Below are 23,537 nucleotides of genomic sequence, written 5' to 3' on the forward strand. Positions count from 1 at the left end.
CTTGCGTCCATCGGTGAACGGGAGCGCGACATCGGTTCAGCGTTCATCAAAAGAAATCACCACGCGGGGCGTCAATGCATGGGCCTGGCAGCTCAAGATGAAACCGGCAGCGATCTCATGCTTATCGAGCGCGAAGTTCTTGTCCATGCGCACCTCACCCTCCAGCAGCTTGCAGCGGCAGGTCGAGCAGACACCGCTCTTGCAGGAAAAGGGCACATCCATGCCTGCACGCGCGGCGGCGTCCAGCAGGCTGGCATCGCTCTTGGAAAACTCAATCTCGCGGCTGAGGCCGTCGCGAATCACCGTCACGCGGGCGTTGTCGGCATCGCCGGCCAAGCTTTGGTGTGGCGCCGGCTGGCCGGCCTGCATCTCGGGCGTGCCGAAGCGCTCGACATGGATGCGCGACTCGTCCACGCCGGAGGCGCGCAAGGTGGCCTCGGCCGCCTCGTTCATCTCGAAAGGCCCGCAGATGTAGGCTTGGTCGATGCTGGACGGTGGCAAGACCGTGGCCAGGAACACCGCCAGCTTGCCCGCATCGATGCGCCCCGCTTGCAGCGGCGCATCGACCTGCTCGCGCGAAAACACCGGGTGCAGAGACAGCCGCGTCATATAGCGGTTCTTCAGATCCTCGATCTCCTCCTTGAACATGGTGGAGGCCTGGGCCCGGTTGCCGTAGATCAGGGTGAAGCGGGCCTCGGGGTCGCGCGCCAGCACCGTCTTCATGATGGACAGGATGGGCGTGATGCCCGAGCCAGCCGCGATACCGACATGATGCTCGCCGCGCCCGGCCAGAGCCTGGGCACCGAAGCGCCCCTGGGGCGGATAACTTTCGATCACCGCGCCGGCCTTGAGCTCGCCATGCACCCAGCTCGAGAAGGCACCGCCCTCCACCCGGCGCACACCCACGCGCAGCTCGCCATCATCGGCGCCGGCGCAGATGGAATAGGAACGGCGCAGGTCCTGGCCCTTCACCTCATGGCGGAGGGTCAGGTATTGCCCAGGCACAAACTGGAAATCGGCTTGCAGGCTGGCAGGCACATCGAAGCTGAGGATCACGGCGTCGTCAGTGTCCGGGGTCACCGCACGAACTTTGAGGGGATGGAAATGCAGACTCATCGCAGGGATCCGTCTTTTGTATTCAGATGGGTTTGAAATGCTCAAACGGCTCGCGGCAGCTCAAGCATCGGTACAGGGCCTTGCAGGCTGTCGAGCCAAAAGCAGACAGCTTTTCGGTCTGCAAGCTGCCGCAGCGCGGGCAGGCCAGCTGGCTCAGCGAGGCGCGGTGCACCAGGCGGATCGGCTGCTCGGCACCCGCCGCCACCGGCCCGGGCGGTGCAATACCGTAGGCGCGCAGCTTCTCGCGGCCCTCGGCCGTGATCCAGTCGGTGGTCCAGGCCGGCGCGCGCTGCAGGGTCACCTGCACCGAGCCAAAAGCAGACAAGGCCATGCGCACATCGTCCTGAATCAGCTCGGTCGCCGGGCAGCCGCTGTAGGTGGGCGTCAGCACCACCTCCAGGCCCTCGACCCCGTCCTCGCGCAGGCGCAGATCGCGCACGATGCCGAGCTCGCAGAGCGAGATCACCGGCACCTCGGGGTCGGGAATCTGGCGCAGCACCTCCCAGGCGGCTTCCAGCCGACCGCAGGCGCTGCTGGAGGGCAGACTCATTACCACTTGCCCCCGGGGTAGGCGCGCTGCAGGTACTGCATCTCGGCCAGCAGATGGCCCATGTGCTCACTGTGCACGCCACGGCGGCCGGCGGACACGTAGGCGCTGGGCTTGGGATGGGCCAGGGTGGCGTCGGCCAGCACCTCGTCCATCTGCGCCTGCCAGTCGGCACGCAGCTCCGACCAGGCCGGCCCCAAGCCCTGGGCCACCGCCGCGGCATCGACCGCATCGGCGTCGAAGAGCTCATTGAACAAGGGCCAGAGCTGTGCCAGGGCTTCGCGCATGCGGGCGGCGGATTCTTCCGTGCCATCACCGAGGCGCACCACCCAGTCGGCAGCATGCTGCTGGTGGTAACGCGATTCCTTGACGGCCTTGGCGGCAATCGCCGCCACTTCGGCATCGCTGCTGGAGGCCAGGCGGCCCCAGAGCAGCTGCAACCATGTGGCGACGGCGAAGTTGCGCACCTGGGTGAAGGCGAAATCGCCGCGCGGCAGCTCCATCAGCACCGGGTTCAGGTACTGGCGCTCCTCGCGCAGAAAAGCGAGCTGGTCTTCGTCATGGCCCTGTCCGTCCAGTTGCGCGGCATGCGTCAGCAAGGCGCGCGCCTGGCCGATCAGGTCCAAGGCCATATTGGCCAGGGCCAGGTCTTCCTCGAGGATGGGGCCGTGGCCGCACCACTCGCCCAGGCGCTGACCCAGGATCAGACAGCTGTCGGCGATGCGCAGCAGGTACTGCACTTGCGGGCTGGCGCCCACTTGAATCGATGCTTGCGTCATACCAGCGGCTTCTTTACATGTGGTTGATGGCATCGGGCAACTGATAGAAGGTCGGGTGGCGGTACACCTTGTCTTCGGCCGGATCGAAATACATGCCCTTCTCGCCCGGGTCGGAGGCGACGATCTGGTTGGAGAGCACCACCCAGATGCTGCAGCCTTCCTGGCGCCGGGTGTAGACCTCGCGGGCCATCTGCACCGCCATCTTGGCGTCGGGCGCGTGCAGGCTTCCGCAATGCTTGTGGTCCAGGCCGGCCTTGCTGCGCACGAACACTTCCCACAGCGGCCATTCCTTGTTGATCGAACTCATGCGGCTTGCTCCTTCTTGTTCATGTGTTTGCGGGCGTGGGCCAGGGCGGCTTCGCGCACCCAGGCGCCGTCGTCCCAGGCCTTGACGCGGGTGGCCAGGCGTTCGCGGTTGCAGGGGCCGTCACCGCCAACCACGCGCCAGAACTCGGCCCAGTCGATGGCGCCAAAGTCATGCTCGCCGCGCTCTTCATTCCATTTGAGATCAGGGTCCGGCAGCGTGATGCCCAGGATCTGGGCCTGGGGCACGGTGGCGTCAACGAACTTCTGGCGCAGCTGGTCGTTGCTGATGCGTTTGATGCCCCAGCGCATCGATTGCTCAGAGTTGGGCGAATCCTTGTCAGCCGGGCCGAACATCATCAGCGAGGGCCACCACCAGCGGTTCACCGCGTCCTGCACCATGGCTTTTTGCTCGGCCGTGCCGTCCTGCATCATCACCAGCAGGGATTCATAACCCTGACGTTGGTGGAAGCTCTCCTCGCGGCAGACGCGAATCATGGCCCGGGCATAGGGCGCATACGAGCAGCGGCACAGCGGCACCTGGTTCATGATGGCCGCGCCATCGACCAGCCAGCCGATCACACCGACATCGGCCCAGGTCAGCGTGGGGTAGTTGAAGATGGAGCTGTACTTGGCCTTGCCACTGTGCAGCGCGTCCAGCATCTGATCGCGGCTGGTGCCCAGGGTCTCGGCGGCCGAGTAGAGGTAGAGGCCATGGCCGCCTTCGTCCTGCACCTTGGCCAGCAGGATGGCCTTGCGCTTGAGCGTGGGCGCGCGGCTGATCCAGTTGCCCTCGGGCAGCATGCCGACGATCTCGGAATGCGCATGCTGGCTGATCTGGCGCACCAAGGTCTTGCGGTAATGCTCGGGCATCCAGTCCTTGGCTTCGATGAAATCGCCTGCATCGATGCGGGCCTCGAATGCGGCTTCTCGGGCCGCGTCCTCGGCGCTCTTGGCCTTGGTGGCCACATCCTGTGGGCCGACGCTCATGGCTTGGGTGTACATCTGCTTTGCTCCTGAAAGAGGCCGCCGCGGGGCTGAATCAACGCGGGCGCTTGTCAATCACCCGGCGAGCCTTGCCCACCAGGGTGCGTTCAATCGAATCGGGCGCACCGACATGGACCTTGGTGGACACACCCACCAGGGTCTTGATGCGGTGCTGCAAGGACTTGGCCACCTGGGCGACCTGGCTGCCATCGGCGGCTGCGGCGGCCGGCTGCAGCTCGCAGCGCACCTCCACCTCGTCGAGTGCGCCCTCGCGCGAGACCACGATCTGGTACTGGCCCGAAAGCTGCGGCTCCTGCAGCACCAGCTCCTCGATCTGGGTCGGGAACATATTGACGCCGCGGATGATCAGCATGTCGTCGCTGCGGCCGACGATCTTGCCCATGCGCCGCATGCTGCGCGAGGTGGGCGGCAGCAGCCGGGTCAGATCGCGGGTGCGGTAACGGATGATGGGCAAGGCCTGCTTGCTCAGCGAGGTGAAGACCAGCTCGCCCTCCGAACCATCGGGCAGCACGGCGCCGGTCTCGGGGTCGATGATCTCGGGGTAGAAATGGTCTTCCCAGATCACGGGGCCATCCTTGCTCTCGATGCACTCGCTGGCCACGCCCGGGCCCATGACCTCGGACAGGCCGTAGATGTCCACCGCGTCGATGCCAGCCTTGCCCTCGATCTCGCGGCGCATGGCCTCGGTCCAGGGCTCGGCCCCGAAGATGCCGATGCGCAGCGACATCTCGCGTGCATCCAGGCCCTGGCGCGCAAACTCCTCGATGATCACCTGCATATAGCTGGGCGTGACCATGATGATGTCGGGCCGGAAATCCTGGATCAGCTGCACCTGCTTTTCGGTCTGACCACCAGACATGGGGATGACCGTGCAGCCCAGCTTTTCGGCGCCGTAATGCGCGCCCAGGCCGCCGGTGAAGAGACCATAACCATAAGCCACATGGACCAGATCGCCCGCGCGGCCGCCAGCGGCGTAGATGGAGCGGGCCACCAGACCGGCCCAGGTGTCGATGTCCTGCTGGGTGTAGCCCACGACCGTCGGCTTGCCCGTGGTACCCGAAGAGGCGTGGACCCGCGCCACCTGCTGGCGCGGCACGGCAAACATGCCGAAGGGGTAGTTGTCGCGCAGGTCTTTCTTGGTGGTGAAGGGGAACTTGGCCAGGTCAGCCAGGCTCTTCAGATCGGACGGGTGCACACCGGCCGCATCGAAGGCGGCCTTGTAATGCGGCACCTGGTCGTAGGCATGCTGCAGGCTCCAGCGCAGGCGCGTCAGCTGCAGGGCTTGCAGCTCGTCCTGGCTGGCACTCTCGATCGCGTCCAGGCCGGGACGCGATGGCGTGCTGTTCGTCGTCACGTTCATGCCTCACCTTCCGAGGGTTCCATATCCGGGGCCAGGGGCGAGAGCACCACCGGCTTGCCCTTGATGCGATAGCTCTTGCCGCGGAACACGGCCACCAACTGATCGGCCTGGTTCTTGACCGTGATGTCGTAGACGCCGGTGCGGCCGGCCAGCGAAACCTCGCGCGCCACCGCGGTCAGGCGGTCGCCGAGGCGGGCCGGTGCCACGATGTCGATGCTGAAGCCGGAGGCCACGGTCAGCTCGTTGTAGGAGTTGCAGGCGAAGGCAAAGGTCGAGTCGGCCAGGGTGGTGATCAAGCCGCCGTGGCAGATCTCAAAACCATTGAGCATGTCCTCGCGCACGGTCATGGCCAGGGTGGCGCCGCCGGGCGCAATGGCCAGCACCTCCATGCCCAAGCTCTGGCTGGCGCGGTCCTGGGCCCACATGCTGCGTTTCACGGCTTCAGCAATCTCTTGTGCATCCATGCTCATGGGCGGCTCCGTCTTGATGCTGACGCTGGGGTTCTTCAGCGGTCGCTGAACTTGGGCGCGCGCTTTTGCAAAAAGGCCGCGGCGCCCTCCAGATAGTCGGCCGAGAAGCCCAGCTGGCTTTGCGTCACCGCCTCCAGGCGCAGAGCGTCGTCAAAGTCCAGCAGGCCGGCTTCATCAAACGCCATGCGGGTCTGGGCCATGGCGCGCACCGGCATCTGGCTGATCTTTTGCGCCAGGGCCTGGGCGCTGGCAGCCAGTTCTTCATCGGGCACGGCCTTGTAGATCAGGCCGATAGCTTGGGCCTCGGCGGCCGGCAGCTTCTCGCCCAAGAGGGCCAGTTGCAAAGCCTTGGCGCGCCCCACCAGGCGCGGCAGCAACCAGCTGCCGCCGCAATCGGGCACCAGGCCGATCTTGGCAAAGGCCTGGATGAAGCTGGCCGATTGACCCGCCAGCACCAGGTCGCAACCCAGGGCCAGATTGGCGCCAGCGCCAGCCGCCACGCCATTGACGGCGGCGATCACGGGCACCGGCATGCTGCGCACGCGCTGGGCCAGGGGGATGTAGAAGCCGTCGAGCAAGGCACCGATGTCCTTGGGCGATTCGCCGGGCTTGAGATCGGGGTTGACCATGGGGTCGCTCAGATCCTGTCCAGCACAGAAGGCGCGGCCGGCGCCGGTGATCACCACGCAGCGCACGCTGGCATCGCCCGCGGCCGCATCCAGGGCCTCGCGCAACTCGGCCAGCAAGCTCGAAGTGAAGGCATTGAGCGCCGCCGGGCGGTTCAGGGTCAGGGTGCGGACGGCACCGTCCTGCTGGCTCAGAAGTTGCGGTTCTTGCATGCGGGCCTCGGGGCGATGGAGCAACAAACAGGCTTGCGACTCGGTCGATAGGTGCAGCAAAACACTATTGACCGACCGGTCGGTAGATCGTAAGGTCCGCCTTGACTTGGCGCAAGATGGCGCCGATCAGCGTAAACCCTTGGAATGCAGTGAACAAGTGCCCGAGCGCCCTCAGCAAAGCCCAAGGGGCGACACTCTGGCTGCCCTGTTCACCACCCTCACCGCCCTGCCCGCCATGCCCTGCTATTCCATCGACGGCGTCATCCCGGTCGTCCACCCCAGCGCCCATGTCCACCCCACGGCCGTGCTGATCGGCGATGTCCACATCGGCCCGGGCTGCTATATCGGCCCTCTGGCCAGCTTGCGCGGCGATTTCGGCCGCATCGAGATCCACGAGGGCGCCAATGTCCAGGACAGCTGCGTGGTGCACGGCTTCCCGGACTCGCTGACCGTGGTCGAGCGCAACGGCCACATCGGCCACGGCGCCGTTCTGCATGGCTGCATCGTCCGCCACGACGCCCTGGTCGGCATGAATGCCGTGGTCATGGACGCGGCCGAGGTCGGCGCCTGCAGCATCGTGGCCGCCTGCGCCTTTGTGCGCGCCGGGCTCAAGCTGCCCGAGCGCTCGCTGATCGCCGGCCTGCCGGCCAAGGTCCTGCGCGAACTCAGCGAAGACGAAATCCGCTGGAAGCGCACCGGCACCGAGACCTATCAAGACCTGACCCTGCGCTGCCAGGCCAGCCTGCGGGAGGTTCAGCCGCTGCCCGAGGCGGAAAGCCAACGGCCACGCCTGCAAGTGGGTTCGCACCGGCCCAAGCAAGCCACCGCGGGGCCCGCGCCCGACCCGGCCTGAGGGATGCGCCCGCGGCGCGAAACGCCGAGGTCCTGAGCGCCGCGAGACCGGGCATCAACGGGGCCGCCCCAGCTCCGTGGGCAGTGCCGAGCGCTTGGAACAGGACGTAAAGAAGCTGCCGCCCCGCCCGGCCTGCGGTTAGACTAGAAATTGACAAACGTCAAGATAGACGGGGTCGAAACTGGCGCTTGTGGCTGTCGTTGGTTCCCAGGGAGGAGCAGGCATGCAGATCGTTTCGCGTTCGAACCCGCCGCCAGCTTGGCGCCGGCGGGCCTCGTTTTCGCCGCATCCGGCCGGCGCCCTGGCCGGCCGCTCGGGGTCTTCAGCGTGAGCGGGCCCACTGACAGCGCCGTGCTGGACAGCTTGTTTGCCAGCGATATGCCGGTGGGCCTGGCCGTACTCGACCGCGAGCTGCGCTACCAAAGGGTGAACCGTGCCCTGGCGGATTTCAACGGCGTACCGGCCGAGCACTTGCTGGGCCGCAGCGTGGCCGAAGTCCTGCCCGAGGCCTACCCCCATCTCCAACCCTTGCTGCACGCGGTGCTGCACCAGGGCCAGGCGCTGGAAAAGTTCCGCATCCAGGTGCGCGTGCCCAGCCATCCGGGCGAACTCTCGGACTGGGAAGCCAGCTACCTGCCGCTGCGCGACACTCAGAACACAGTGACAGGCATCCTGGTGCAAGCGGTCAACCTGAGCAGCCAGCGCCGCGCCGAAGAAGCCCTGCGCGAAAGCGAGGCTCAGCTGCGCCGGGTGCTGGACGGGCTGTTCGCGTTTGTCGGCCTGCTCAGCCTGGACGGCCTGCTGCTGGAGGCCAACCGCGCGCCGCTGGAGGCGGGCGGCATCGAGAAAGACGAAGTCTTGGGCCGCGCCTTCGACCAGACCTACTGGTGGGGTCACGACACCGAGCTGCAAGCCTGGCTGCGATCGGCCATCGCCGACGCCGGTCGTGGCCAGGTGATCCGGCGCGACATCGTCGTGCGCATGCGCGGGGACACACGCATGACCATCGATTTCATGCTGGCCCCGCTGCGCGACGGGCAGGAGCGCATCAGCCACCTGATTGCCTGCGGCATCGACATCTCGGACCGCGTGCACAGCGAGCGCGCGCTGCGTGCCAGCGAAGCGCGCTTTCGCAGCGCCTTCAACGCGGCGCCCGATGGCATGGCCCTGGTCAATGCCAGCGGCCGCATCTTGCTGGCCAACACAGCCATGGACCGGCTGTTCGCCTGCCCCAGCGGCGGCCTGCAGGACAGCGACATCAACGCCCTCGTGCCCCTGCCCTCGCGCAGCGGCCACCCGGCCCTGATCAGCCACTTCTTCGGCCACCTGCAGACCCGGCCCATGGCCAAACGCCGTTCGCTGCAGGCGCTGCGGCGCGATGGCAGCCATTTCAATGTCGAGGTGGGCCTCAACCCGATTGCCGACAGCGATCCGCCCGAGGTGCTGGCCACGGTGACCGACATCGACGAGCGCCTGGCCGCGCAAGCCCAGATCGAACGCGCGCTGCAAGAGAAAACCGCCCTGCTCAGCGAGGTGCACCACCGGGTCAAGAACAATCTGCAGATCATCTCCAGCCTGCTGCGCCTGCAATCGCGCCATGTCGACGAATCGGTCAAGCTGGTGCTGCGCGAGAGCAAGAACCGCATCCGCGCCATGGCCCTGACCCACCAGCTGCTCTACGAGCGCAATGACTTCACCGAGCTGGAGCTGGGCCCCTACCTCAAGCGCCTCGCGGCCTTGCTGCGCGAAAGCTACAGCGATCCTCAACAGAACATCCAGGTGCGGGTGCAGGCGCCCGAGGGCGGCCTGTCCATCCATCTGCAAGAGGCCATTCCTTGCGGCTTGATCGTCAACGAGCTGGTGACGAACGCGTTCAAGCATGCCTTTCCCGAGGGGCGCGCCGGCTGCATCGAGATCCGCGCCGAACACGAAGCCGAGGGCCTGCTGCATGTCGATGTCTGCGACGACGGCATCGGCCTGGCCCAGCGCCCCGATTGGAAAGACAGCCGCACGCTGGGCTTCCAGCTAATTCCCCTGCTGGCCGAGCAGCTCGACGGACAGCTCAGCCTGCTCGACGGGCCCGGCACCCGCATCCGCGTCAGCTTCGCCAGCCAGCCCGACCGCGCCTTGCCCGTGCCGCCCAGCGCGCCCCCATCGCCCACCCAGGTCAGCCCGGAATGAACGCACTCCTGAACCCGCCGCCGCCCGGCCCTCCGACGCCCACGCCTCGTCTGGCCCGCATCCAGATCGTCGAGGACGAGCGCATCGTCGCGCTGGATCTCAAGCAGGACCTGGAGTCCCTGGGTTACATCGTCAACGGCGTGGCGGCCTCCGAGCAGCGCGCCCTGGAGTTGGCCCACAGCGATCGCCCCGACCTGGTGCTGATGGACATCAATCTCGGCAAGGGCGGCGATGGCACGCGCGCCGCCCAGGCCTTGATCAGCCAGCTGCACATCCCCGTGGTCTACCTGACGGCTTACGCGGAGCCGGCCACGCTCGAGCGCGCCGGCCTGACCGCGCCCTATGGCTATTTGCTCAAGCCCTTCGAGCTGCGCGAGCTCAATGCCACCATCCGCATGGCCCTGGCGCGGCGCGAGGTCGAGCGCCTGGCCGAGCGGGCTGAGCAGCGCTACCGCCTGGCCCTGGACGCAGCCCAGCTCGGGGTGATGGAGTTCCACCCGGAATCGGACCTGATCGAACTGAACGGCCATGTCGAACCCCTGCAGGCCTCCACGGCACGCGGCTTTGCCCTGTCGCGCCAAGCCTTCATGGCCTGCATCGAGCTGCCGGCCCGTGAGCAGCTGGCCGCCCTGCTGCAGCCCGGCGGCTCGGCCCATTGCGTGACGCGCTGGAAGCCCGCCCAGGAGCCGCCCACCTGGTTGGAGATCCGCGCCTGCCACTTCAGCGAAGGCGTGCCCGGCGACGGCAAGATCATCGGCGTGTTCCGTGACATCAGCCTGCAGCTCGAGACCGAGGCCCAGCTGCGCCGCGCCGCCGTGGTGTTCGAATCGGCAGCCGACGCCATCGTCATTCTCGACACCCAGCACCGCGTGCGCGCGATCAACCCTTCGTTCACACAGATGACCGGCTGGACCCTGGAGCAGGTGCTGGGCCAGGACGTGCGCAGCTTTCTGCCCGCTCAGCGGCAGAACGATCAAGCCCCCTTCCATGCGGGCGCCAGCTACAGCAGCGCCGACGACGAAGGCAACGCCGCACGCAACGCCGTCTGGCATGGCGAAACCATGTGCCGGCACCGCGATGGCCGCCTGTTCCCGGCCTGGCAACACCTGGCCCCGGTGCTCGATGCCCAGGGCCGGCTCAGCCACCAGGTGCTGACCTTCACCGACATCTCGGCCTTGCGCCGGGCCGAGACGCAGATCCAGCATCTGGCCTATCACGATGCCTTGACGGGCCTGGGCAACCGCCATCACCTCGAAGTATGTCTGCGCCACTTCATCGGCAGCGAGGGTCAGCACGACCGCGAACCTGCCCGCTTCGCCCTGCTCTTCATGGATCTGGACGGCTTCAAAACCATCAACGACACCCTGGGTCACGGTGTCGGCGACGAGCTGCTGATCCAGATCGCACGCCGGCTGGAGCTCTGCTTGCGCCGCTCGGATGTCTCGGTGCGCCTCGGGGGTGACGAATTCATCATCCTGCTCAGCGACATTCACTGCATCGACGACGCCACCGCACTGGCCGAGAAACTGCTGGCCCAGATCCGCCTGCCGGTGGAGCTCGCGGGGCGCGACCCGGTGTCCGTCTCGGCCAGCGTGGGCATTGCCCAGTTCCCGGAGCATGGCTGTTCGGCCGACGCGCTGATTCAAGCCGCGGACGCTGCCATGTACGAGGCCAAGTCCGCGGGCCGCAACCGTTATGAAGTGTTCAGCGCCCAGCTCTCCGACAAGGCTGTGGCCCGGCTGCAGATTGAACAAGGCCTGCGCCGCGCGCGCCTGGGCCAGGAGCTGATGCTGCACTGGCAGCCCATCATCGACATGGCGCGGCACCGCGTCATCGGTGCCGAGGCCCTGATGCGCTGGCAGCACCCGGAGCTGGGCGCCATCAGCCCCGATCGCTTCATCCCGGTGGCCGAGGACATCGGCCTGATCGAAGACTACGGCCGCTGGGCCCTGGACCAGGCCTGCCGCTTGGGCGTGCGCTGGCTGGCCAGCGGCCGGCCGCTGGAGCGTCTGGCCGTCAACATTTCGGCGCGCCAGCTGCAACGGCCGGGCTTTGCCGAGCTGGTGGCCGAGGCCCTGAAACGCCACGGCCTGCCGCCGGCCTGCCTGGAGCTGGAGATCACCGAATCGACCCTGCAATCGGTGGACAGCGGCCGCATGATTCTGGGCGAGCTGCGCCGCTTGGGCGTCAAGCTCGCCATCGATGACTTCGGCACCGGCTTCTCCTCGCTGTCCCTGCTCAAGCATTTCCCGCTCGACCGACTCAAGATCGACAAGAGCTTTGTTCGCGACCTGGAGCGCGAGGGCCACGATCTGGCCATTGTGCGGGCCATTGTGGCCCTGGCCAGCACCTTGGGACTGGAGCTCACGGCCGAGGGCGTCGAGACCCAGGCACAGCGCGAGGTGCTGCTCAAACTCGGGGTCAGCGATGCCCAGGGTTGGCTCTACAGCCGCGCCCTGCCCGAGGCGGATCTGCTGAGCCTGCGTGAAAGCCTGGCGCCAAACCCGCCCGGCAACGCCTGACTCGATCTGGCTTGATCTGGCTTGATCTGGCTCAAGGGCGGGCCGCCCCGGGCTGGCTAGAGTCAGCGCATTCCACTGACGGCTTCGTCCGCACGCGCGCCATGCCCATCGAACTGTTCCACCAGGATTCGCACCGCTGCCTGATGTTCTCCAAGCTCAGCGTGGAGGAAGGCGAGGCCGTGCAGTCCAATCAGTTCCTGCTGGTACACGGCAACACCGGCGCCATCCTCGACCCGGGCGGCAATATCGCCTACAACGAGCTCTACCTGGGCCTGACCCAGTACATGGCGCCGCACAAGCTGGCCGCCATCCTGGCTTCGCATGCCGACCCCGACATCATCGCCTCGCTGGACCGCTGGATGACGGCCAGCAGCGCGCCGGTCTACATCTCGCGCATCTGGGAACGCTTCGCGCCGCATTTCTGCAAGCCCGGCAAGACGGCCGGCCGCATCATCGGCCTGCCCGATGCCGGCCAACGCCTGCGCTTGGGCCAAGGCAGCGCCGACAGCTTCGAGCTCTGGGCCCTGCCCGCGCATTTCCTGCACGCCGAGGGCAATTTCCAGTTCTACGACCCGGTCAGCCGCATCCTGTTCTCCGGCGACCTCGGTGCCTCGCTGGGCGCCCAGCTCGACCCCGCCAAACCGGTGACCGAACTGGCCGGCCACATCCGCTACATGGAAGGCTTCCACCGCCGCTACATGGTCAGCAACAAGGTCATGCGCCTCTGGGCAGCCATGGTGCGCGAGCTGGACATCGCCATGATCGTGCCCCAGCACGGCAGCCCGATGAGCGGCCCGGCCGTGCAACAGTTCATCGCCTGGGCCGAGAACCTGGCCTGCGGCATTGACCTGATGGGGCCGGCCGACTACCGCATTCCGGATTGAGTCAAACCGGGTGACTCATGGCGCTGCCGTGACCAGCCCCCCCCCGCTCACCCCCCCGTTTTGAGCAAGGCCCGGGCCGCCAGGGTTGCGACCAGGGCTTCCGAAGGCGGGCAGAAACCGGCTGCGCTGCAGGCCGCGGCTTCTGCCGCCACGGCCCAGCGCAGATGCTGTTGCACCGGCGCTTCGCGTTGGCGAAGGCAGCTGAAGATCAGCCCGGCCAGGCCCGACTCGCGCGCGCCCACAGGGTCGACCACGTCGTAATCGGCTATCTGCGCATGCCACTCCTCGCGGCCGCGGAACAGCGTGGCATGGCCGGCCACGCCGTGCTGGAGCAAGAGCATGGCGTCCGGGTTCCAGGCGCTGATCTGGGCCAGACCGACGCGATAGTCCTGGGCGCGGAACAGACCGCGCAGCTCGGCCTCCGAAATCTGGATCACATCGGCCAGGCGGCACATGCGCTCGAGGGTCTCGTCGTAGCGCGAATCCATCTGCAAGCTGAACTCGGGCGCATAGCTGAGCGTTTTGCCTTCGGCCTTGAGGCCCTCGGCCAGCGCCAGCAGGCGCAAGCCGAGAGGCTGACGCACCAGGCTCAGCCCGCCGAAATGGGCCCAGCGCAATCGCTTGAGCCAGCCGCTGGGCAGGCCCTCGGGGCGGAAGTGCAGGTCGGCGCTGTCCTGGCCGACAAAGAACTGCGGCGCCTCGTCGGGCCGGCTCAAGGCCATCAGTGGCGGCTTGGGCAGTTGCTGGATGAAGCGCAGGTCGAGATTGGCATCGCTGCTGTCGATCCAGATTTCCTGGCCGAAGGCATCCTGGCTGATGGCGCCGGCAAAGGCGCTGAGTTCGCCCAGGGTCGAGAGCGCCACCGCCACCTGCCAGGGCGCGCCGCGGTTGACGCTGCGCCAGAGGTCGGGGCCGCTGCGTTGCAGCTCGGTGTAGGCCGCACCGAAGGCGATGAAGCGAGGGAGGTCAGGATGGAGCACGCCGGTCATGTTGCGCATTCCAACTGCTGCAGGCGCCCAGGGCAAGCCCCCTCTTGTGGTGATAGTCACGGCCGTGCGAGCGCCGCCCCGGGCCGGGCCACGGCGCAAGAGGTTTTGTCGCTGGAGGCACAATCGGACGCATGCCCCCGCTCAAGAAGCCCGTGATCCCGATCGCCGACCAGCGCCAGCTGAGCGCCTTGCCGCTGCCAATGGACTCCGCCGAGCCCGCGCTGCCGCCGCGCGACCAGCTCGGCCGGCCGCTGCGCGATCTGCGCATTTCGGTCACCGACCGTTGCAATTTCCGCTGCAGCTACTGCATGCCCAAGCAGGTGTTCGACAAGCACTACGAGTTCCTGCCCCATGCCGACCTGCTCAGCTTCGAGGAAATCACCCGCCTGGCGCGCCAGTTCGTGGCCCTGGGGGTCGAGAAGATCCGCCTGACCGGCGGTGAGCCTCTGCTGCGCAAGAACCTCGAACGCCTGATCGCCATGCTGGCCGAGCTGCGCACGCCCGCGGGCCAGCCCTTGGACCTGACGCTGACGACCAACGGCTCCCTGCTGACCCGCATGGCCCAGCGCCTCAAGGACGCGGGCCTGGGCCGCGTCACGGTCAGCCTGGACGGGTTGGACGACGCCGTGTTCCAGCGCATGAACGATGTCGGCTTCCCGGTGGCCGAGGTGCTGGACGGCATTGCCGCCGCACAAGCCGCGGGCCTGGGCCCGATCAAGGTCAATATGGTGGTCAAGAAAGGCGTCAACGACGCCGAGATCCTGCCCATGGCGCGCCACTTCCTGGGCAGCGGTGTGCGCCTGCGTTTCATCGAGTACATGGATGTGGGCAGCAGCAATGGCTGGCGCATGGACGAGGTGCTGCCCTCGGCCCAGCTGCTGCAGCGCCTGCGTGAAGCCTTCACCGTGGAGCCGCTGAGCCGCAGCGTGGCCGGCGAAACCGCCGAGCGCTGGCGCATCAGCCAGGGCGGCCTGAGCAGCGAGATCGGCCTGATCTCCAGCGTCAGCCAGGCATTCTGCGGCGACTGCAACCGCGCCCGCCTCTCGACCGAAGGCAAGCTCTACACCTGCTTGTTCGCCCACCGCGGCACCGATCTGCGCGCCCTGCTGCGCAGCCCTGCTAGCGATGCGCAGATCGCAGCCAGCCTGGCCGGCCTGTGGTCGCAGCGCAGCGACCGCTACTCGCAGCTGCGCGGTGCCGGTGTGGGCACGGATGGCCAGGGCAACGCGGACACAGGCGAGCGCCGGGTCGAGATGCACTACATCGGCGGCTGAAGGCGGCGCACCGATGTCGGCCCCCGCCCGCGAGCAGATCACCGGCCTGGTGCTGGCCGGCGGCCGTGGCAGCCGCATGGGTGGCGTGGCCAAGGGCTTGCAAGTGCTGCACGGCCGGCCGCTGCTGGCCCATGTGCTGGAGCGGGTGCAGCCGCAAGTCGGCCCGCTGCTGATCAATGCCAACCAGGAGCTGGAGCGGCATGCCCAGTTCGGCTGGCCCGTCATTGCTGACAGCAGCGATGACTACCTCGGCCCCCTGGCCGGCATTCTTGCCGGCCTGCGTGCCTGCGAGAGCGAATGGCTGCTCTGCGTGCCCTGTGACAGCCCGCGCCTGCCGCGCGATCTGGCCGCGCGCCTGGCCCGGGCCTGCGCCGAGGCCCAGACCGATCTCGCCTACGCCGTCTGCGAGGGCCAGGCCCAACCGGTGTTCTGCCTGCTACGCCCTCACCTGGCCGACAGCGCGGCGCAGTTTCTCGCCGAGGGAGGCCGCAAGCTGGAACGCTGGCAGCAGATGCAGGCCCACTGCGCCCTGCACTTCGATCAGCCCGGCGATGCTGCAGCCTTCATCAACCTCAACAGCCTGAGTGAGCTGCACGGCCTGAATCCCGAGAGCCCAGAGAACCCCAACCATGGCTGAACCTTCTGCACCCAGCATTGCCCCGCGCATCGACTGCCAGATCCGCCTGATGCGCGAGGCCGATCTGCAGGACTACAAAACCCTGCGCGACGGCATGCTGGCCGGCCACCCCGAAGCTTTCACCTCGGACGCCCGCACCGAGCTGCTGCGCGATGCCGAGAGCTACCGCGGCCGTCTCAGCGGCGGCGACGGTGGCGCCAACCTCTTCACCCTGACGGCCTGGCTGGACGGACAGCTGGTGGGCGCCATCAGCTGCGAGCATGAGGCTCGCGTCAAGGTGCGCCACGTCGCCCACATCGTGGGCATGATGGTGCGCGACGAGGTCCATGGCCGCGGCATCGGCCGCCAGCTGCTGCAACGCGCGCTGATGCTGCTGGAAGGCGAGCCGGTGCTGGAGCTGGTGACACTCAGCGTCACGGCCAGCAACCATGCGGCCGTGCGCCTCTACGAGAGCTGCGGCTTCATCCGCTACGGCCGCCTGATGGGCGCCATCAAGATGCCCGACGGCCGCCTGGTCGACAAGGATTTGATGAGCCGGCGTTTGCGCTGAAGTTTGCGCTGAAACATGCGCTGAAACATGCGCTGAGGCCGAGGCTTCAGCGCCCGCGCAGATCAAACTCCACCAGCAGCTCATCCTGCACCGCCAGCAAACCGCCGGCGACCGAAAAGGGCTGGAGGCCGAAGTCACTCTGGCGCAGCACCCAGGCACCGGTCACCCGAACCTGATCGGCCGACAGCTCGACGTGCAAGGGCACCTCGACCGTGCGGGTCACGCCGTGCAGGCTCAGGCGCCAGCGGCCGATCAGCTTGGGCGGCTCACCGATCAGGCTCAGGCCCTGGATGCGCAGCTCGGGGAAACGCTCGGCCTGCAAGCCCTGCTCACCCAGCATATTCCGCCGGGTGGCGGCCACGGCTTCGGGGCTCAGCACCGAAGCCCAGCCAGGGCCGAGCGCCGCACGCAGCTCGGGTGGATCCAGCAGCAGCTCGTCCAGGCGCAGCTGCAGCTCGAAGCGGGCCTCGCTGCCGCCGCGTGGCTGCGGCAGCGCCTGCTCATTCAGCGGCCACCAGAGCAGGCCCCGCAGGCGCGGTGCGTTCAAGACATGGTTGTGGCCCAAGGCCGCCGCGCGCCCGGCGCGAAACACATGGATGCGCAGCTGGCTGGCCTCGGCATCAAGGCGGTACAGGCGCCCGCCCACCTGGGCTCGCAGATCGCGCTCGGCCTCGGCAAACGGCGCCAGCACCGTATCCGGACTCGACACAGCCTGGGGCGATGGCGCACTCGCACAGCCCAGCAGCACGAGGCTCAGCAAACCAACAGCCCAAAGCCGGGCAGGCGCGCGGTGACGAGACTCAGACATGCGACTTCTTTCTCTGGCCCGGGGAGAGCCCCGAAAACTTCGGGGCATTCTGACAGCGGCCCCCAGCGCCCCCAAGGGCGAGTGCGATAGCATCGGCACAAACACGATTTCACGCGATTTCACGCGCTTTCACGAGGAGCCACCATGGCCGCCAGCCCCTTCCGACCTGCCATCGAGCTGATGGCCCAGTACGCCAGCTACCACCGCGACCGCCGCAACATCGCCACCCATTTCGTCGGCATCCCGCTGATCGTGTTCGCGGCCGGCGTGCTGCTGGCACGCCTGCAGTTCGAGGCCTTGGGCCTGTCTTTCAACGGCGCCTGGGCTGTCTGGGGCCTGAGCACGGCCTGGTACCTGACCCGCGGCAATCTGGTGCTGGGCCTGGCCGTCAGCGCGGTCAACGGACTGCTGATGGCCCTGGCCGAGCCGCTGGCGGCAGGCTCGACGGCGCAATGGCTGAGCTGGGGCCTGGGCAGCTTTGTGCTGGGCTGGATCATCCAGTTCCTGGGCCATTACTACGAGGGCAAGAAGCCCGCCTTTGTCGACGACCTGGTTGGCCTCCTGGTGGGCCCGATGTTTGTCGTGGCCGAAGCACTGTTTGCCCTGGGCTGGGGCCGGGCCATGCTGGCCGAGATCGAGCGCCGCGTCGGCCCCACCCATCTCCGCGATCTGGCCCACCCGGTGGCCTGAGTTCTTGGGCCACGCCCACTCTGAGTCCCTGCCTGGCCTATAGCCTGGCTAGAGGGCCTGCCGAACCTTGCAAACTCAGGTGCCGCTGGAGATCGAGATGGTCGGGAACTTGGCCGAGTAGTCCTTGGCCTGGGACGCGATCTTGATCGCCACCTGGCGGGCCAGGGCCTTGTACAGCGCGGCGATCTCGCCCTCGGGCTCGGCCACCACTGAAGGCCGGCCGGCATCGGCCTGCTCGCGGATGGACAGGGCCAGGGGCAGGCCGCCGAGGTAGTCCAGGCCGTACTGCGCGGCCATCTTCTTGCCACCGTCGGCGCCGAAGATGTGCTCGGCATGGCCACAGTTCGTGCAGATGTGCACCGCCATGTTCTCGACCAGGCCAAGGATGGGCACGCCCACCTTCTCGAACATCTTCAGGCCCTTCTTGGCATCGATCAGGGCGATGTCCTGGGGCGTGGTGACGATGATGGCGCCGGTCACCGGCACGCGCTGGCTGAGGGTCAGCTGGATGTCGCCGGTGCCGGGCGGCATGTCCACCACCAGGTAATCAAGGTCCTGCCAGCGGGTCTGGCGCAGCAGCTGCTCCAGGGCTTGCGTGGCCATGGGGCCGCGCCAGATCATGGCCTGGTCGTCCTCGACCAGGAAGCCGATCGACATCAGCTGCAGGCCATGGGCCAGCTTGGGCTCCATCAGCTTGCCGTCCAGGCTGTCCGGCCGGCCCGAGGCGCCCAGCATCAGCGGCTGGCTGGGGCCGTAGATGTCGGCATCGAGCACGCCCACGCGTGCGCCTTCGGCGGCCAGCGCCAGCGCCAGATTGGCCGCGGTGGTGCTCTTGCCCACCCCGCCCTTGCCCGAGGCCACGGCGATGATGTTCTTCACGCCCGGCAGCAGCTGCACACCGCGCTGCACCGCATGGGCCACGATCTTGCTGGCGATGGCGATGTTCACCTGGCCGACACCGGGCAGCGTGCGCACGGCGGTTTCCAGGGCGGCGCTCAGGGCGGCACGCTGGCTGGCGGCCGGGTAGCCCAGCTCCACATCAAAAGCCACATCAGCACCATTCAGACGCAGATTCTTGATCTGCTTGCCCGACACCAGATCGCTGCCCGTGTTGGGATCGATCACGGCCTGCAGGGCTTGCAAGACGGTGGCTTCAGAGATAGGGCTGGACATGGCGATGGCTCGGGCTGCTGCGACGGGGCCCGCAGTCTAGCCGAGCCGGGAAAACCCCAGGCCGCCGGGGCCCGATGGGCCGCTCATGCCACCTGTTTGAACGCCATCACCGCCTGATTGCGCAGGGTGCGCAGCAAGGCCAGTTCTTTCTCGCCCAGATCGATGGCGCCGGGCCGGGCCTTGTCGGCATAAATCATGGCGAAGGGCTGACCCTTGAGCATCATGGGCAGCAACAAAAAGCTGGGGGCCCGCACCGCACCCTGGTACCAGGGCGGCAGGCGCTCGGCGATATTGGGGGCCGAGGCATCGGCGATCAAGGTGTCGGCGCCCTTGTGGCATACCGCGGTGAACAAGTCCGGCGCCCCGTGGCTGGGCAGGCGCAGCGGCACACGGAAGGCCGGCACCACCGCCTCCACGCCCTCGCCCAGGCCAAAGCGGCCGGTCAGCTGCTCGCTCTTGGGGTCACGCAGGCAGAACACCACACGCCGGAAACCGATGGCACGGAAGATGGTTTCCAGAATCATGCGCAGCACTTCGTTGAGCTTGAAGCTCTCGACCATGGCATTGGTGATGTCCTGGATGCCCGAGGCCAGGGTCTCCACCGCCTGCTCGCGCGTCAGCGCCTGACCGGTGAGGCTGAGCGTGGGCTCTTCCAGCACCGTGGCCTGCAGCTGGTGCGGGCTCAGCGAGTCGTCCGGCGCGGGCTGCAGCGGCGCAAGCAGGCGGCGTGCCGGCGAGCTCTTGGGCAGGGCGATGCCCATGGCCTCGGCCATCTGGCTCAGGCGTGCGCGGGCCCGGTCGGCGGCCTGGTCGAAATCACTGGCGCTCAGGCCCAGGGCACGGGCATGACGCTGGGCCATGGCATGCACCTTGGCATGGGCCTGGTCCGGCTCGGTGTGCAGGATGACATCGGCCACGGCATTGGCGGCATGGGCCAGCCAGCGCTGGCGCTCGGAGGGCTTGTCGATCCAGCGCTGGGGCGGCTCGCCGCTGGGCCGGCGCATGCTCTCCTGCAGGCCCTCGGGCAGGCCCCATTGCCGAGCCACGCCAAGGCCCAGCTGTTCGTAGCTCATGCCCAGCACCTGGATGGAGGCGCTGGCCTCGCTCAGGCCCGGCGAGATCTCTTCGCCGGCCGGGCCCTGCTCGGGGCGGCGCATGCGGCGGATCTGGCGCGCCTCTTCGGGGAAGTAGAACTCGGTCAGCGAGCGGCCCAGGTGGTAGAACAGGGCGGCCAGAAAAGCCTCTTCGCTCTCCTGGCTGCTGGGGCCATTGAGGCAGAGCTCGCGTGCCAGCGAGGCCGCCATCAGCGAGCGCAGAAACTCCTCGCGCAAGGCCTGGGCATGGGCCTTGTTTTCCATGCGCTCGAGCAGGATCAGGGACAGGGCCAGGTTGCGGATGCCACCAAAGCCGATCAGGGCCACGGCGCGCGACACCGTGCTGATGCCACCAGCCTGAACCCCGCCGCCGGTGTGGCGGAACTGCACGGTGTTGACCAGGCGCAGCAACTTTTGCGTCAGCGCCACATCCTTGAGGATCTCGTTGGACAGGCTGGACAGGCTCTCATGCTCGGACTGGGTCAGGCGCTGGATGCGGCTGATGGCCTGGCTCATGGCCGGGAAGTCGCTCTTGATGCGCATGCGGCGCAACAGAAACTCCAGCGCCGCGCCCTCGCCCTGGGCTGCGGCCCCTTCCGGCGCGGCCTCGGGGCGCAGCCAGCGGGCCAAGGCATCGTGCATGGCCAGGGCACTGGGCCAGCGCTGGGCCGGGTCGCGGGCCAGGCCGCGCTGAACGATGGCGCGCAAGGCGTCGTCCACCTCGGGCCCGAGGCCGGGCGGCAGCTGCAGCTCTTCGTCCTTGACCCGGCGCACCGATTTCCAGGGATCGGGGTCATGGTTGAGGCGCTGGCCACTGAGCATTTCGGCCAGCAGCACGGCCGCGGCGAAGACATCCATGGACGGTGTCGGCAGCTCGCCGCGCGCCGCCTCGGGCGAGAGGTAAGCCGGGGTGCCGACGATGCGCGGGCCGATCGGCCCCGACCCGCTGTTCGCCGAGGGCACGCTCAGCCGCCCGGCGATGCCGAAGTCCATCACCCGCGGCCGGCCCTTGGCATCGATCAGGATGTTGCTGGGCTTGAGGTCGCGGTGCACCACGCCGGCCTGGTGGGCGGCCTGCAAGCCATCGAGCAGGCCCAGGCTCAGCTCCACCGCCACCCGGGCCGGCAGGGCGCCGCCGCTGTCCACCTGACGGCGCATGCGGTCGGCCAGCGAGCCGCCGGCCACGTACTCGAAGACCAGATAGGCCTGGCCATCCTGGATGTCGGCCTCGAAGACCGGCACGATATTGGGGTGGTGGAGGCGGCTGACGGCGCGCGCCTCGTGCAGCCACTCGTCCACGCTGCGGCCATCGCTGGGCGGGCGCAGCACCTTGAGCGCCACCTCGCGGTCCAGGCGCGGGTCATGGGCCAGCCAGACGGTCGCCTGCGCGCCCTCGCCCAGGCGCTTGAGCAAGTGAAAGCGCCCCAGCTGCGGCACATGCAGATCGGCCAGCGGCGCCGGCATGGTGTAGCCGCCGAATTCGGACGTCGCCGCCTCCTCCGCAGACTCCTGGATCAGATCACTCGGTTCGTCGGCGGGCAGCGTGGGCAGCATGGTGGGGGCGCGAAGCTCGGGGAGGTCTCAGCACCGGAGCACCGGCGTGAAAGCGAAGGACGGACACAGGCCGGCGCGCATGGCCGCTAGCCGGTGGCGCCGCCGGTCAGGCGCTTGCGCAGCGCCGAGGCGCGGGGCGCATCGACCAGGGCCGGCGGCTGCTGGGCGTCGAAGGTGGGGGGCGGCGGCGTCTCGGGGTTGAGCGCCTCTTTGATGTCCTGCAGGCCCAGGCCCAAGGCGCGGGCGTAGCGGCGCGTGGCCGCCTCGACGGCAGGCTGGCGGCGCGCCTCGACCTGGGTCAGGGCGTCGACCAGCTCATTGGCCAGGCTGCAGGTCAGGCGCAGCAGATCGGCGTCGTTGCTGGGGTGGCGCACGGCCGCCTCGGGCGGCTGGCGGCGGATCATGTGGACCAGCTCCTCGCCCAGGCTCCAGTGCTTGGCCACGGCCGCGCCCAGCGCCTCCAGATCGCAGCCCAGCACCGCGTAGGCGGCGGCTTGCTCGGTCATGCCCTGAGGATGGGGCTGGTCTTCGGTGGGCTCGGGCGGCTGCATCAGCTGGCGGATCTGCTGAGCATCGTCCGGGAAGTGGTACTGCAGCAGCAGGCGGCCGAGGTTCTGCATCACCGTGATCAGGTAGACCACCTCGCCGTCGTAGCCGGCCGGGCGCAGCACCTGGGCGATCTGCCCGGCGCGGTGCACCCGTTTCATCAGGCTGCGCAGCATGGTGGCCTGCAGCTCGCTGAGCGGCCCGGGCCAGGGCTTGAGCGCGCGGGCGGCCTGCTGCACGCCGTCCAGGCCCAGCATAGCGATGGCGCGCTGCATATTGAGCACGGTGCCGTCCACCGGCGCGCCGTTCTGCTTGAGCGAGAGGTTGACGCGGCGCAGCAGCTCCAGGCTCAGGGCCATGTCCTGCAGCACCAGGGCCGACAAGGTGCTGCTGTGCTGGCGCTCCAGGCCAGCGCCGATGCGGCTGAGATTGGGGCTGGTGCTGGGCAGGTGGCCGATGCGCTGCAGCTTGTCCATCAGCAGGGCGATCGGGCCGCCCTGATCGCTGGCGGCGGTGGTGCGCCAGCCATCAAGCGCGCGCAGCAGGCTGCGGGCGATGTGGTAGCGCTGGCGGGCCTGGCGGTCGCTGGCGCGGTTGCAGATGGCGCGCAGCGGGTCGGGAATGGGGTGCGGCGTCTCCCAGCCCAGGCGCACCAGCTCGCGGCCCAGGGGCTGCATCTGCTGCACCACGGATTGCAGATCGTTTTGCTCCAGCACCGGCCGGCCGCTGAGGATGCGGTGCAGCAAGAGGCCGACGCAGAGCACATCCTCCGCCGCCGACTCGCGCACCGCGCGGCGGGTGACGGTGTTGAAGTCCACGGTGGCCGGAAACACCTCTTGCGCCACCTCCAGGCCCAGCACACGAACCTGGTTGTTGGCGCCGATGATGAGGGTGGAGCACTGCACATCGCGGTGGGCATGGCCGGCCTCGTGGGCGAAGGCCAGGCCCTCCAGGTACTGGCACACCCACTCGGCCGCTTCGACCGGCAGCGGGGCGCTCTGGCGGGCCAGGCGTTCATCCAGGGTTTCGCCGAGGGCACGGTCGTAGGCCACAAACGGCCATTGCTCGACCTGGCCGATCTCGATCACATGGGCCAGATTCGGATGCTGCACGCGCGAGGCGGCCTGGGCCATCTTCTGCCAGTGCTCCATGGCCGCGGCGCTGTTGGGCGCCACGCGCGGCATGCACAGGTACAGCTCCTGGCCCAGACGCGCGTCATAAACCACCCACAGCATGCTGCGCGCGCTCTTGTTAAGCAGGGCGCGCAGCTCAAAGCGGCCGAAGCGGCGCATGGGCGCCGCAGCGACCGTCTTGTCGGCGGGGGTGGATGAAGAGGCGGAGGCGTCTGACACGGACAAAG

21 protein-coding genes are annotated in these 23,537 nt (G+C 68.0%); 8 read left to right on the forward strand and 13 right to left on the reverse strand.

The window, feature by feature from the left end:
- Positions 1 to 36: 36 nt before the first annotated feature.
- The 8 genes from paaE to AC1Q6P_RS01105 are packed head-to-tail and all read right to left on the reverse strand — an operon-like array spanning position 37 to position 6,422.
- Positions 37 to 1,116, reverse strand: a complete 1,080-nt coding sequence (gene paaE, locus AC1Q6P_RS01070; RefSeq protein ID WP_492664272.1) for a 1,2-phenylacetyl-CoA epoxidase subunit PaaE — start codon at positions 1,114 to 1,116, stop codon at positions 37 to 39.
- A 22-nt stretch (positions 1,117 to 1,138) separates the two neighbouring features.
- Entirely contained in the window at positions 1,139 to 1,666 is a 528-nt protein-coding gene (gene paaD, locus AC1Q6P_RS01075; RefSeq protein WP_492664271.1) for a 1,2-phenylacetyl-CoA epoxidase subunit PaaD, read from the reverse strand.
- A complete protein-coding gene (gene paaC / locus AC1Q6P_RS01080) occupies positions 1,666 to 2,442 on the reverse strand; it encodes a 1,2-phenylacetyl-CoA epoxidase subunit PaaC (protein WP_492664270.1) in 777 nt (258 codons plus the stop codon). The genes paaD and paaC overlap by 1 nt, the downstream gene beginning before the upstream one ends.
- Before the next feature lie 13 nt (positions 2,443 to 2,455).
- Positions 2,456 to 2,749, reverse strand: a complete 294-nt coding sequence (gene paaB, locus AC1Q6P_RS01085) for a 1,2-phenylacetyl-CoA epoxidase subunit PaaB (protein ID WP_171825856.1) — start codon at positions 2,747 to 2,749, stop codon at positions 2,456 to 2,458.
- Positions 2,746 to 3,750, reverse strand: a complete 1,005-nt coding sequence (gene paaA, locus AC1Q6P_RS01090; protein ID WP_492664269.1) for a 1,2-phenylacetyl-CoA epoxidase subunit PaaA — start codon at positions 3,748 to 3,750, stop codon at positions 2,746 to 2,748. The genes paaB and paaA overlap by 4 nt, the downstream gene beginning before the upstream one ends.
- A gap of 37 nt (positions 3,751 to 3,787) precedes the next feature.
- Positions 3,788 to 5,113, reverse strand: a complete 1,326-nt coding sequence (gene paaK / locus AC1Q6P_RS01095; RefSeq protein ID WP_492664268.1) for a phenylacetate--CoA ligase PaaK — start codon at positions 5,111 to 5,113, stop codon at positions 3,788 to 3,790.
- A complete protein-coding gene (gene paaI / locus AC1Q6P_RS01100; protein ID WP_492664267.1) occupies positions 5,110 to 5,583 on the reverse strand; it encodes a hydroxyphenylacetyl-CoA thioesterase PaaI in 474 nt (157 codons plus the stop codon). Before paaI ends, paaK begins: the two co-directional genes overlap by 4 nt.
- Before the next feature lie 35 nt (positions 5,584 to 5,618).
- Positions 5,619 to 6,422 (reverse strand): enoyl-CoA hydratase-related protein, encoded by an 804-nt coding sequence (locus tag AC1Q6P_RS01105; protein WP_492664266.1) that lies wholly within the window; start codon positions 6,420 to 6,422, stop codon positions 5,619 to 5,621.
- Positions 6,423 to 6,657: 235 nt separating this feature from the next.
- Here AC1Q6P_RS01105 and AC1Q6P_RS01110 point away from each other — a divergent pair, with 235 nt between their 5' ends.
- From AC1Q6P_RS01110 to AC1Q6P_RS01125, 4 genes are all read left to right on the forward strand, one after another.
- Positions 6,658 to 7,275 carry a phenylacetic acid degradation protein PaaY gene (locus AC1Q6P_RS01110; RefSeq protein ID WP_492664265.1) on the forward strand — a complete coding sequence of 206 codons (618 nt, stop codon included), beginning with the start codon at positions 6,658 to 6,660 and terminating at the stop codon, positions 7,273 to 7,275.
- A 327-nt stretch (positions 7,276 to 7,602) separates the two neighbouring features.
- The gene (locus AC1Q6P_RS01115; protein ID WP_492664264.1) at positions 7,603 to 9,456 is read left to right on the forward strand and encodes a sensor histidine kinase; all 1,854 of its coding nucleotides are present in this window, start codon (positions 7,603 to 7,605) and stop codon (positions 9,454 to 9,456) included.
- Entirely contained in the window at positions 9,453 to 11,978 is a 2,526-nt protein-coding gene (locus AC1Q6P_RS01120; RefSeq protein WP_492664263.1) for a two-component system response regulator, read from the forward strand. The genes AC1Q6P_RS01115 and AC1Q6P_RS01120 overlap by 4 nt, the downstream gene beginning before the upstream one ends.
- A gap of 101 nt (positions 11,979 to 12,079) precedes the next feature.
- Entirely contained in the window at positions 12,080 to 12,862 is a 783-nt protein-coding gene (locus tag AC1Q6P_RS01125) for an oxygen-binding di-iron domain-containing protein (RefSeq protein ID WP_102769537.1), read from the forward strand.
- A 47-nt stretch (positions 12,863 to 12,909) separates the two neighbouring features.
- Here the strand turns inward: AC1Q6P_RS01125 and AC1Q6P_RS01130 are convergent, their stop codons facing one another.
- Complete coding sequence (locus AC1Q6P_RS01130; protein WP_102767369.1) at positions 12,910 to 13,860, reverse strand: PfkB family carbohydrate kinase; 951 nt, start codon at positions 13,858 to 13,860, stop codon at positions 12,910 to 12,912.
- Positions 13,861 to 13,982: 122 nt separating this feature from the next.
- On the opposite strand from AC1Q6P_RS01130, the gene moaA reads away from it, so the two are divergent.
- From moaA to AC1Q6P_RS01145, 3 genes are read left to right on the forward strand one after another with little or no spacing between them, the layout of a single operon-like run.
- The gene (gene moaA / locus AC1Q6P_RS01135) at positions 13,983 to 15,125 is read left to right on the forward strand and encodes a GTP 3',8-cyclase MoaA (protein WP_492664262.1); all 1,143 of its coding nucleotides are present in this window, start codon (positions 13,983 to 13,985) and stop codon (positions 15,123 to 15,125) included.
- Between the two features lie 13 nt (positions 15,126 to 15,138).
- Entirely contained in the window at positions 15,139 to 15,762 is a 624-nt protein-coding gene (mobA, locus tag AC1Q6P_RS01140) for a molybdenum cofactor guanylyltransferase MobA (protein ID WP_492664261.1), read from the forward strand.
- A complete protein-coding gene (locus AC1Q6P_RS01145) occupies positions 15,755 to 16,312 on the forward strand; it encodes a GNAT family N-acetyltransferase (RefSeq protein ID WP_102767372.1) in 558 nt (185 codons plus the stop codon). Before mobA ends, AC1Q6P_RS01145 begins: the two co-directional genes overlap by 8 nt.
- Positions 16,313 to 16,358: 46 nt before the next feature.
- Here AC1Q6P_RS01145 and AC1Q6P_RS01150 read toward each other — a convergent pair whose 3' ends face one another.
- Positions 16,359 to 17,120: a YceI family protein gene (locus AC1Q6P_RS01150; protein ID WP_492664260.1), complete on the reverse strand. Its 762-nt coding sequence runs from the start codon at positions 17,118 to 17,120 to the stop codon at positions 16,359 to 16,361.
- Positions 17,121 to 17,264: 144 nt separating this feature from the next.
- Between AC1Q6P_RS01150 and AC1Q6P_RS01155 the strand changes: the two genes are divergently transcribed.
- Positions 17,265 to 17,810 carry an Mpo1 family 2-hydroxy fatty acid dioxygenase gene (locus AC1Q6P_RS01155; RefSeq protein WP_102767374.1) on the forward strand — a complete coding sequence of 182 codons (546 nt, stop codon included), beginning with the start codon at positions 17,265 to 17,267 and terminating at the stop codon, positions 17,808 to 17,810.
- Positions 17,811 to 17,885: 75 nt separating this feature from the next.
- Here the strand turns inward: AC1Q6P_RS01155 and apbC are convergent, their stop codons facing one another.
- The 3 genes from apbC to AC1Q6P_RS01170 form a co-directional block, all read right to left on the reverse strand.
- Complete coding sequence (gene apbC / locus AC1Q6P_RS01160; RefSeq protein ID WP_492664259.1) at positions 17,886 to 18,983, reverse strand: iron-sulfur cluster carrier protein ApbC; 1,098 nt, start codon at positions 18,981 to 18,983, stop codon at positions 17,886 to 17,888.
- Between the two features lie 83 nt (positions 18,984 to 19,066).
- Entirely contained in the window at positions 19,067 to 21,631 is a 2,565-nt protein-coding gene (locus AC1Q6P_RS01165) for a protein kinase domain-containing protein (RefSeq protein WP_492664258.1), read from the reverse strand.
- Between the two features lie 86 nt (positions 21,632 to 21,717).
- The gene (locus AC1Q6P_RS01170; RefSeq protein WP_492664257.1) at positions 21,718 to 23,529 is read right to left on the reverse strand and encodes a serine/threonine protein kinase; all 1,812 of its coding nucleotides are present in this window, start codon (positions 23,527 to 23,529) and stop codon (positions 21,718 to 21,720) included.
- Between the last annotated feature and the right edge of the window lie 8 nt (positions 23,530 to 23,537).

The organism is Roseateles sp. GW835-FHT13E02 (assembly GCF_058794035.1).

Bases quoted from the DNA above. Each gene is read 5' to 3' on its own strand.
- AC1Q6P_RS01150 (WP_492664260.1), bottom strand. From the start codon at position 17,120: ATGTCTGAGTCTCGTCACCGCGCGCCTGCCCGGCTTTGGGCTGTTGGT.
- AC1Q6P_RS01125 (WP_102769537.1), top strand. From the start codon at position 12,080: ATGCCCATCGAACTGTTCCACCAGGATTCGCACCGCTGCCTGATGTTC.
- AC1Q6P_RS01105 (WP_492664266.1), bottom strand. From the start codon at position 6,422: ATGCAAGAACCGCAACTTCTGAGCCAGCAGGACGGTGCCGTCCGCACC.
- AC1Q6P_RS01155 (WP_102767374.1), top strand. From the start codon at position 17,265: ATGGCCGCCAGCCCCTTCCGACCTGCCATCGAGCTGATGGCCCAGTAC.
- apbC (WP_492664259.1), bottom strand. From the start codon at position 18,983: ATGTCCAGCCCTATCTCTGAAGCCACCGTCTTGCAAGCCCTGCAGGCC.
- paaC (WP_492664270.1), bottom strand. From the start codon at position 2,442: ATGACGCAAGCATCGATTCAAGTGGGCGCCAGCCCGCAAGTGCAGTAC.
- mobA (WP_492664261.1), top strand. From the start codon at position 15,139: ATGTCGGCCCCCGCCCGCGAGCAGATCACCGGCCTGGTGCTGGCCGGC.
- AC1Q6P_RS01145 (WP_102767372.1), top strand. From the start codon at position 15,755: ATGGCTGAACCTTCTGCACCCAGCATTGCCCCGCGCATCGACTGCCAG.
- paaB (WP_171825856.1), bottom strand. From the start codon at position 2,749: ATGAGTTCGATCAACAAGGAATGGCCGCTGTGGGAAGTGTTCGTGCGC.
- moaA (WP_492664262.1), top strand. From the start codon at position 13,983: ATGCCCCCGCTCAAGAAGCCCGTGATCCCGATCGCCGACCAGCGCCAG.
- AC1Q6P_RS01120 (WP_492664263.1), top strand. From the start codon at position 9,453: ATGAACGCACTCCTGAACCCGCCGCCGCCCGGCCCTCCGACGCCCACG.
- paaD (WP_492664271.1), bottom strand. From the start codon at position 1,666: ATGAGTCTGCCCTCCAGCAGCGCCTGCGGTCGGCTGGAAGCCGCCTGG.
- paaA (WP_492664269.1), bottom strand. From the start codon at position 3,750: ATGTACACCCAAGCCATGAGCGTCGGCCCACAGGATGTGGCCACCAAG.
- AC1Q6P_RS01130 (WP_102767369.1), bottom strand. From the start codon at position 13,860: ATGCGCAACATGACCGGCGTGCTCCATCCTGACCTCCCTCGCTTCATC.
- paaE (WP_492664272.1), bottom strand. From the start codon at position 1,116: ATGAGTCTGCATTTCCATCCCCTCAAAGTTCGTGCGGTGACCCCGGAC.
- paaI (WP_492664267.1), bottom strand. From the start codon at position 5,583: ATGAGCATGGATGCACAAGAGATTGCTGAAGCCGTGAAACGCAGCATG.
- AC1Q6P_RS01110 (WP_492664265.1), top strand. From the start codon at position 6,658: ATGCCCTGCTATTCCATCGACGGCGTCATCCCGGTCGTCCACCCCAGC.
- AC1Q6P_RS01165 (WP_492664258.1), bottom strand. From the start codon at position 21,631: ATGCTGCCCACGCTGCCCGCCGACGAACCGAGTGATCTGATCCAGGAG.
- paaK (WP_492664268.1), bottom strand. From the start codon at position 5,113: ATGAACGTGACGACGAACAGCACGCCATCGCGTCCCGGCCTGGACGCG.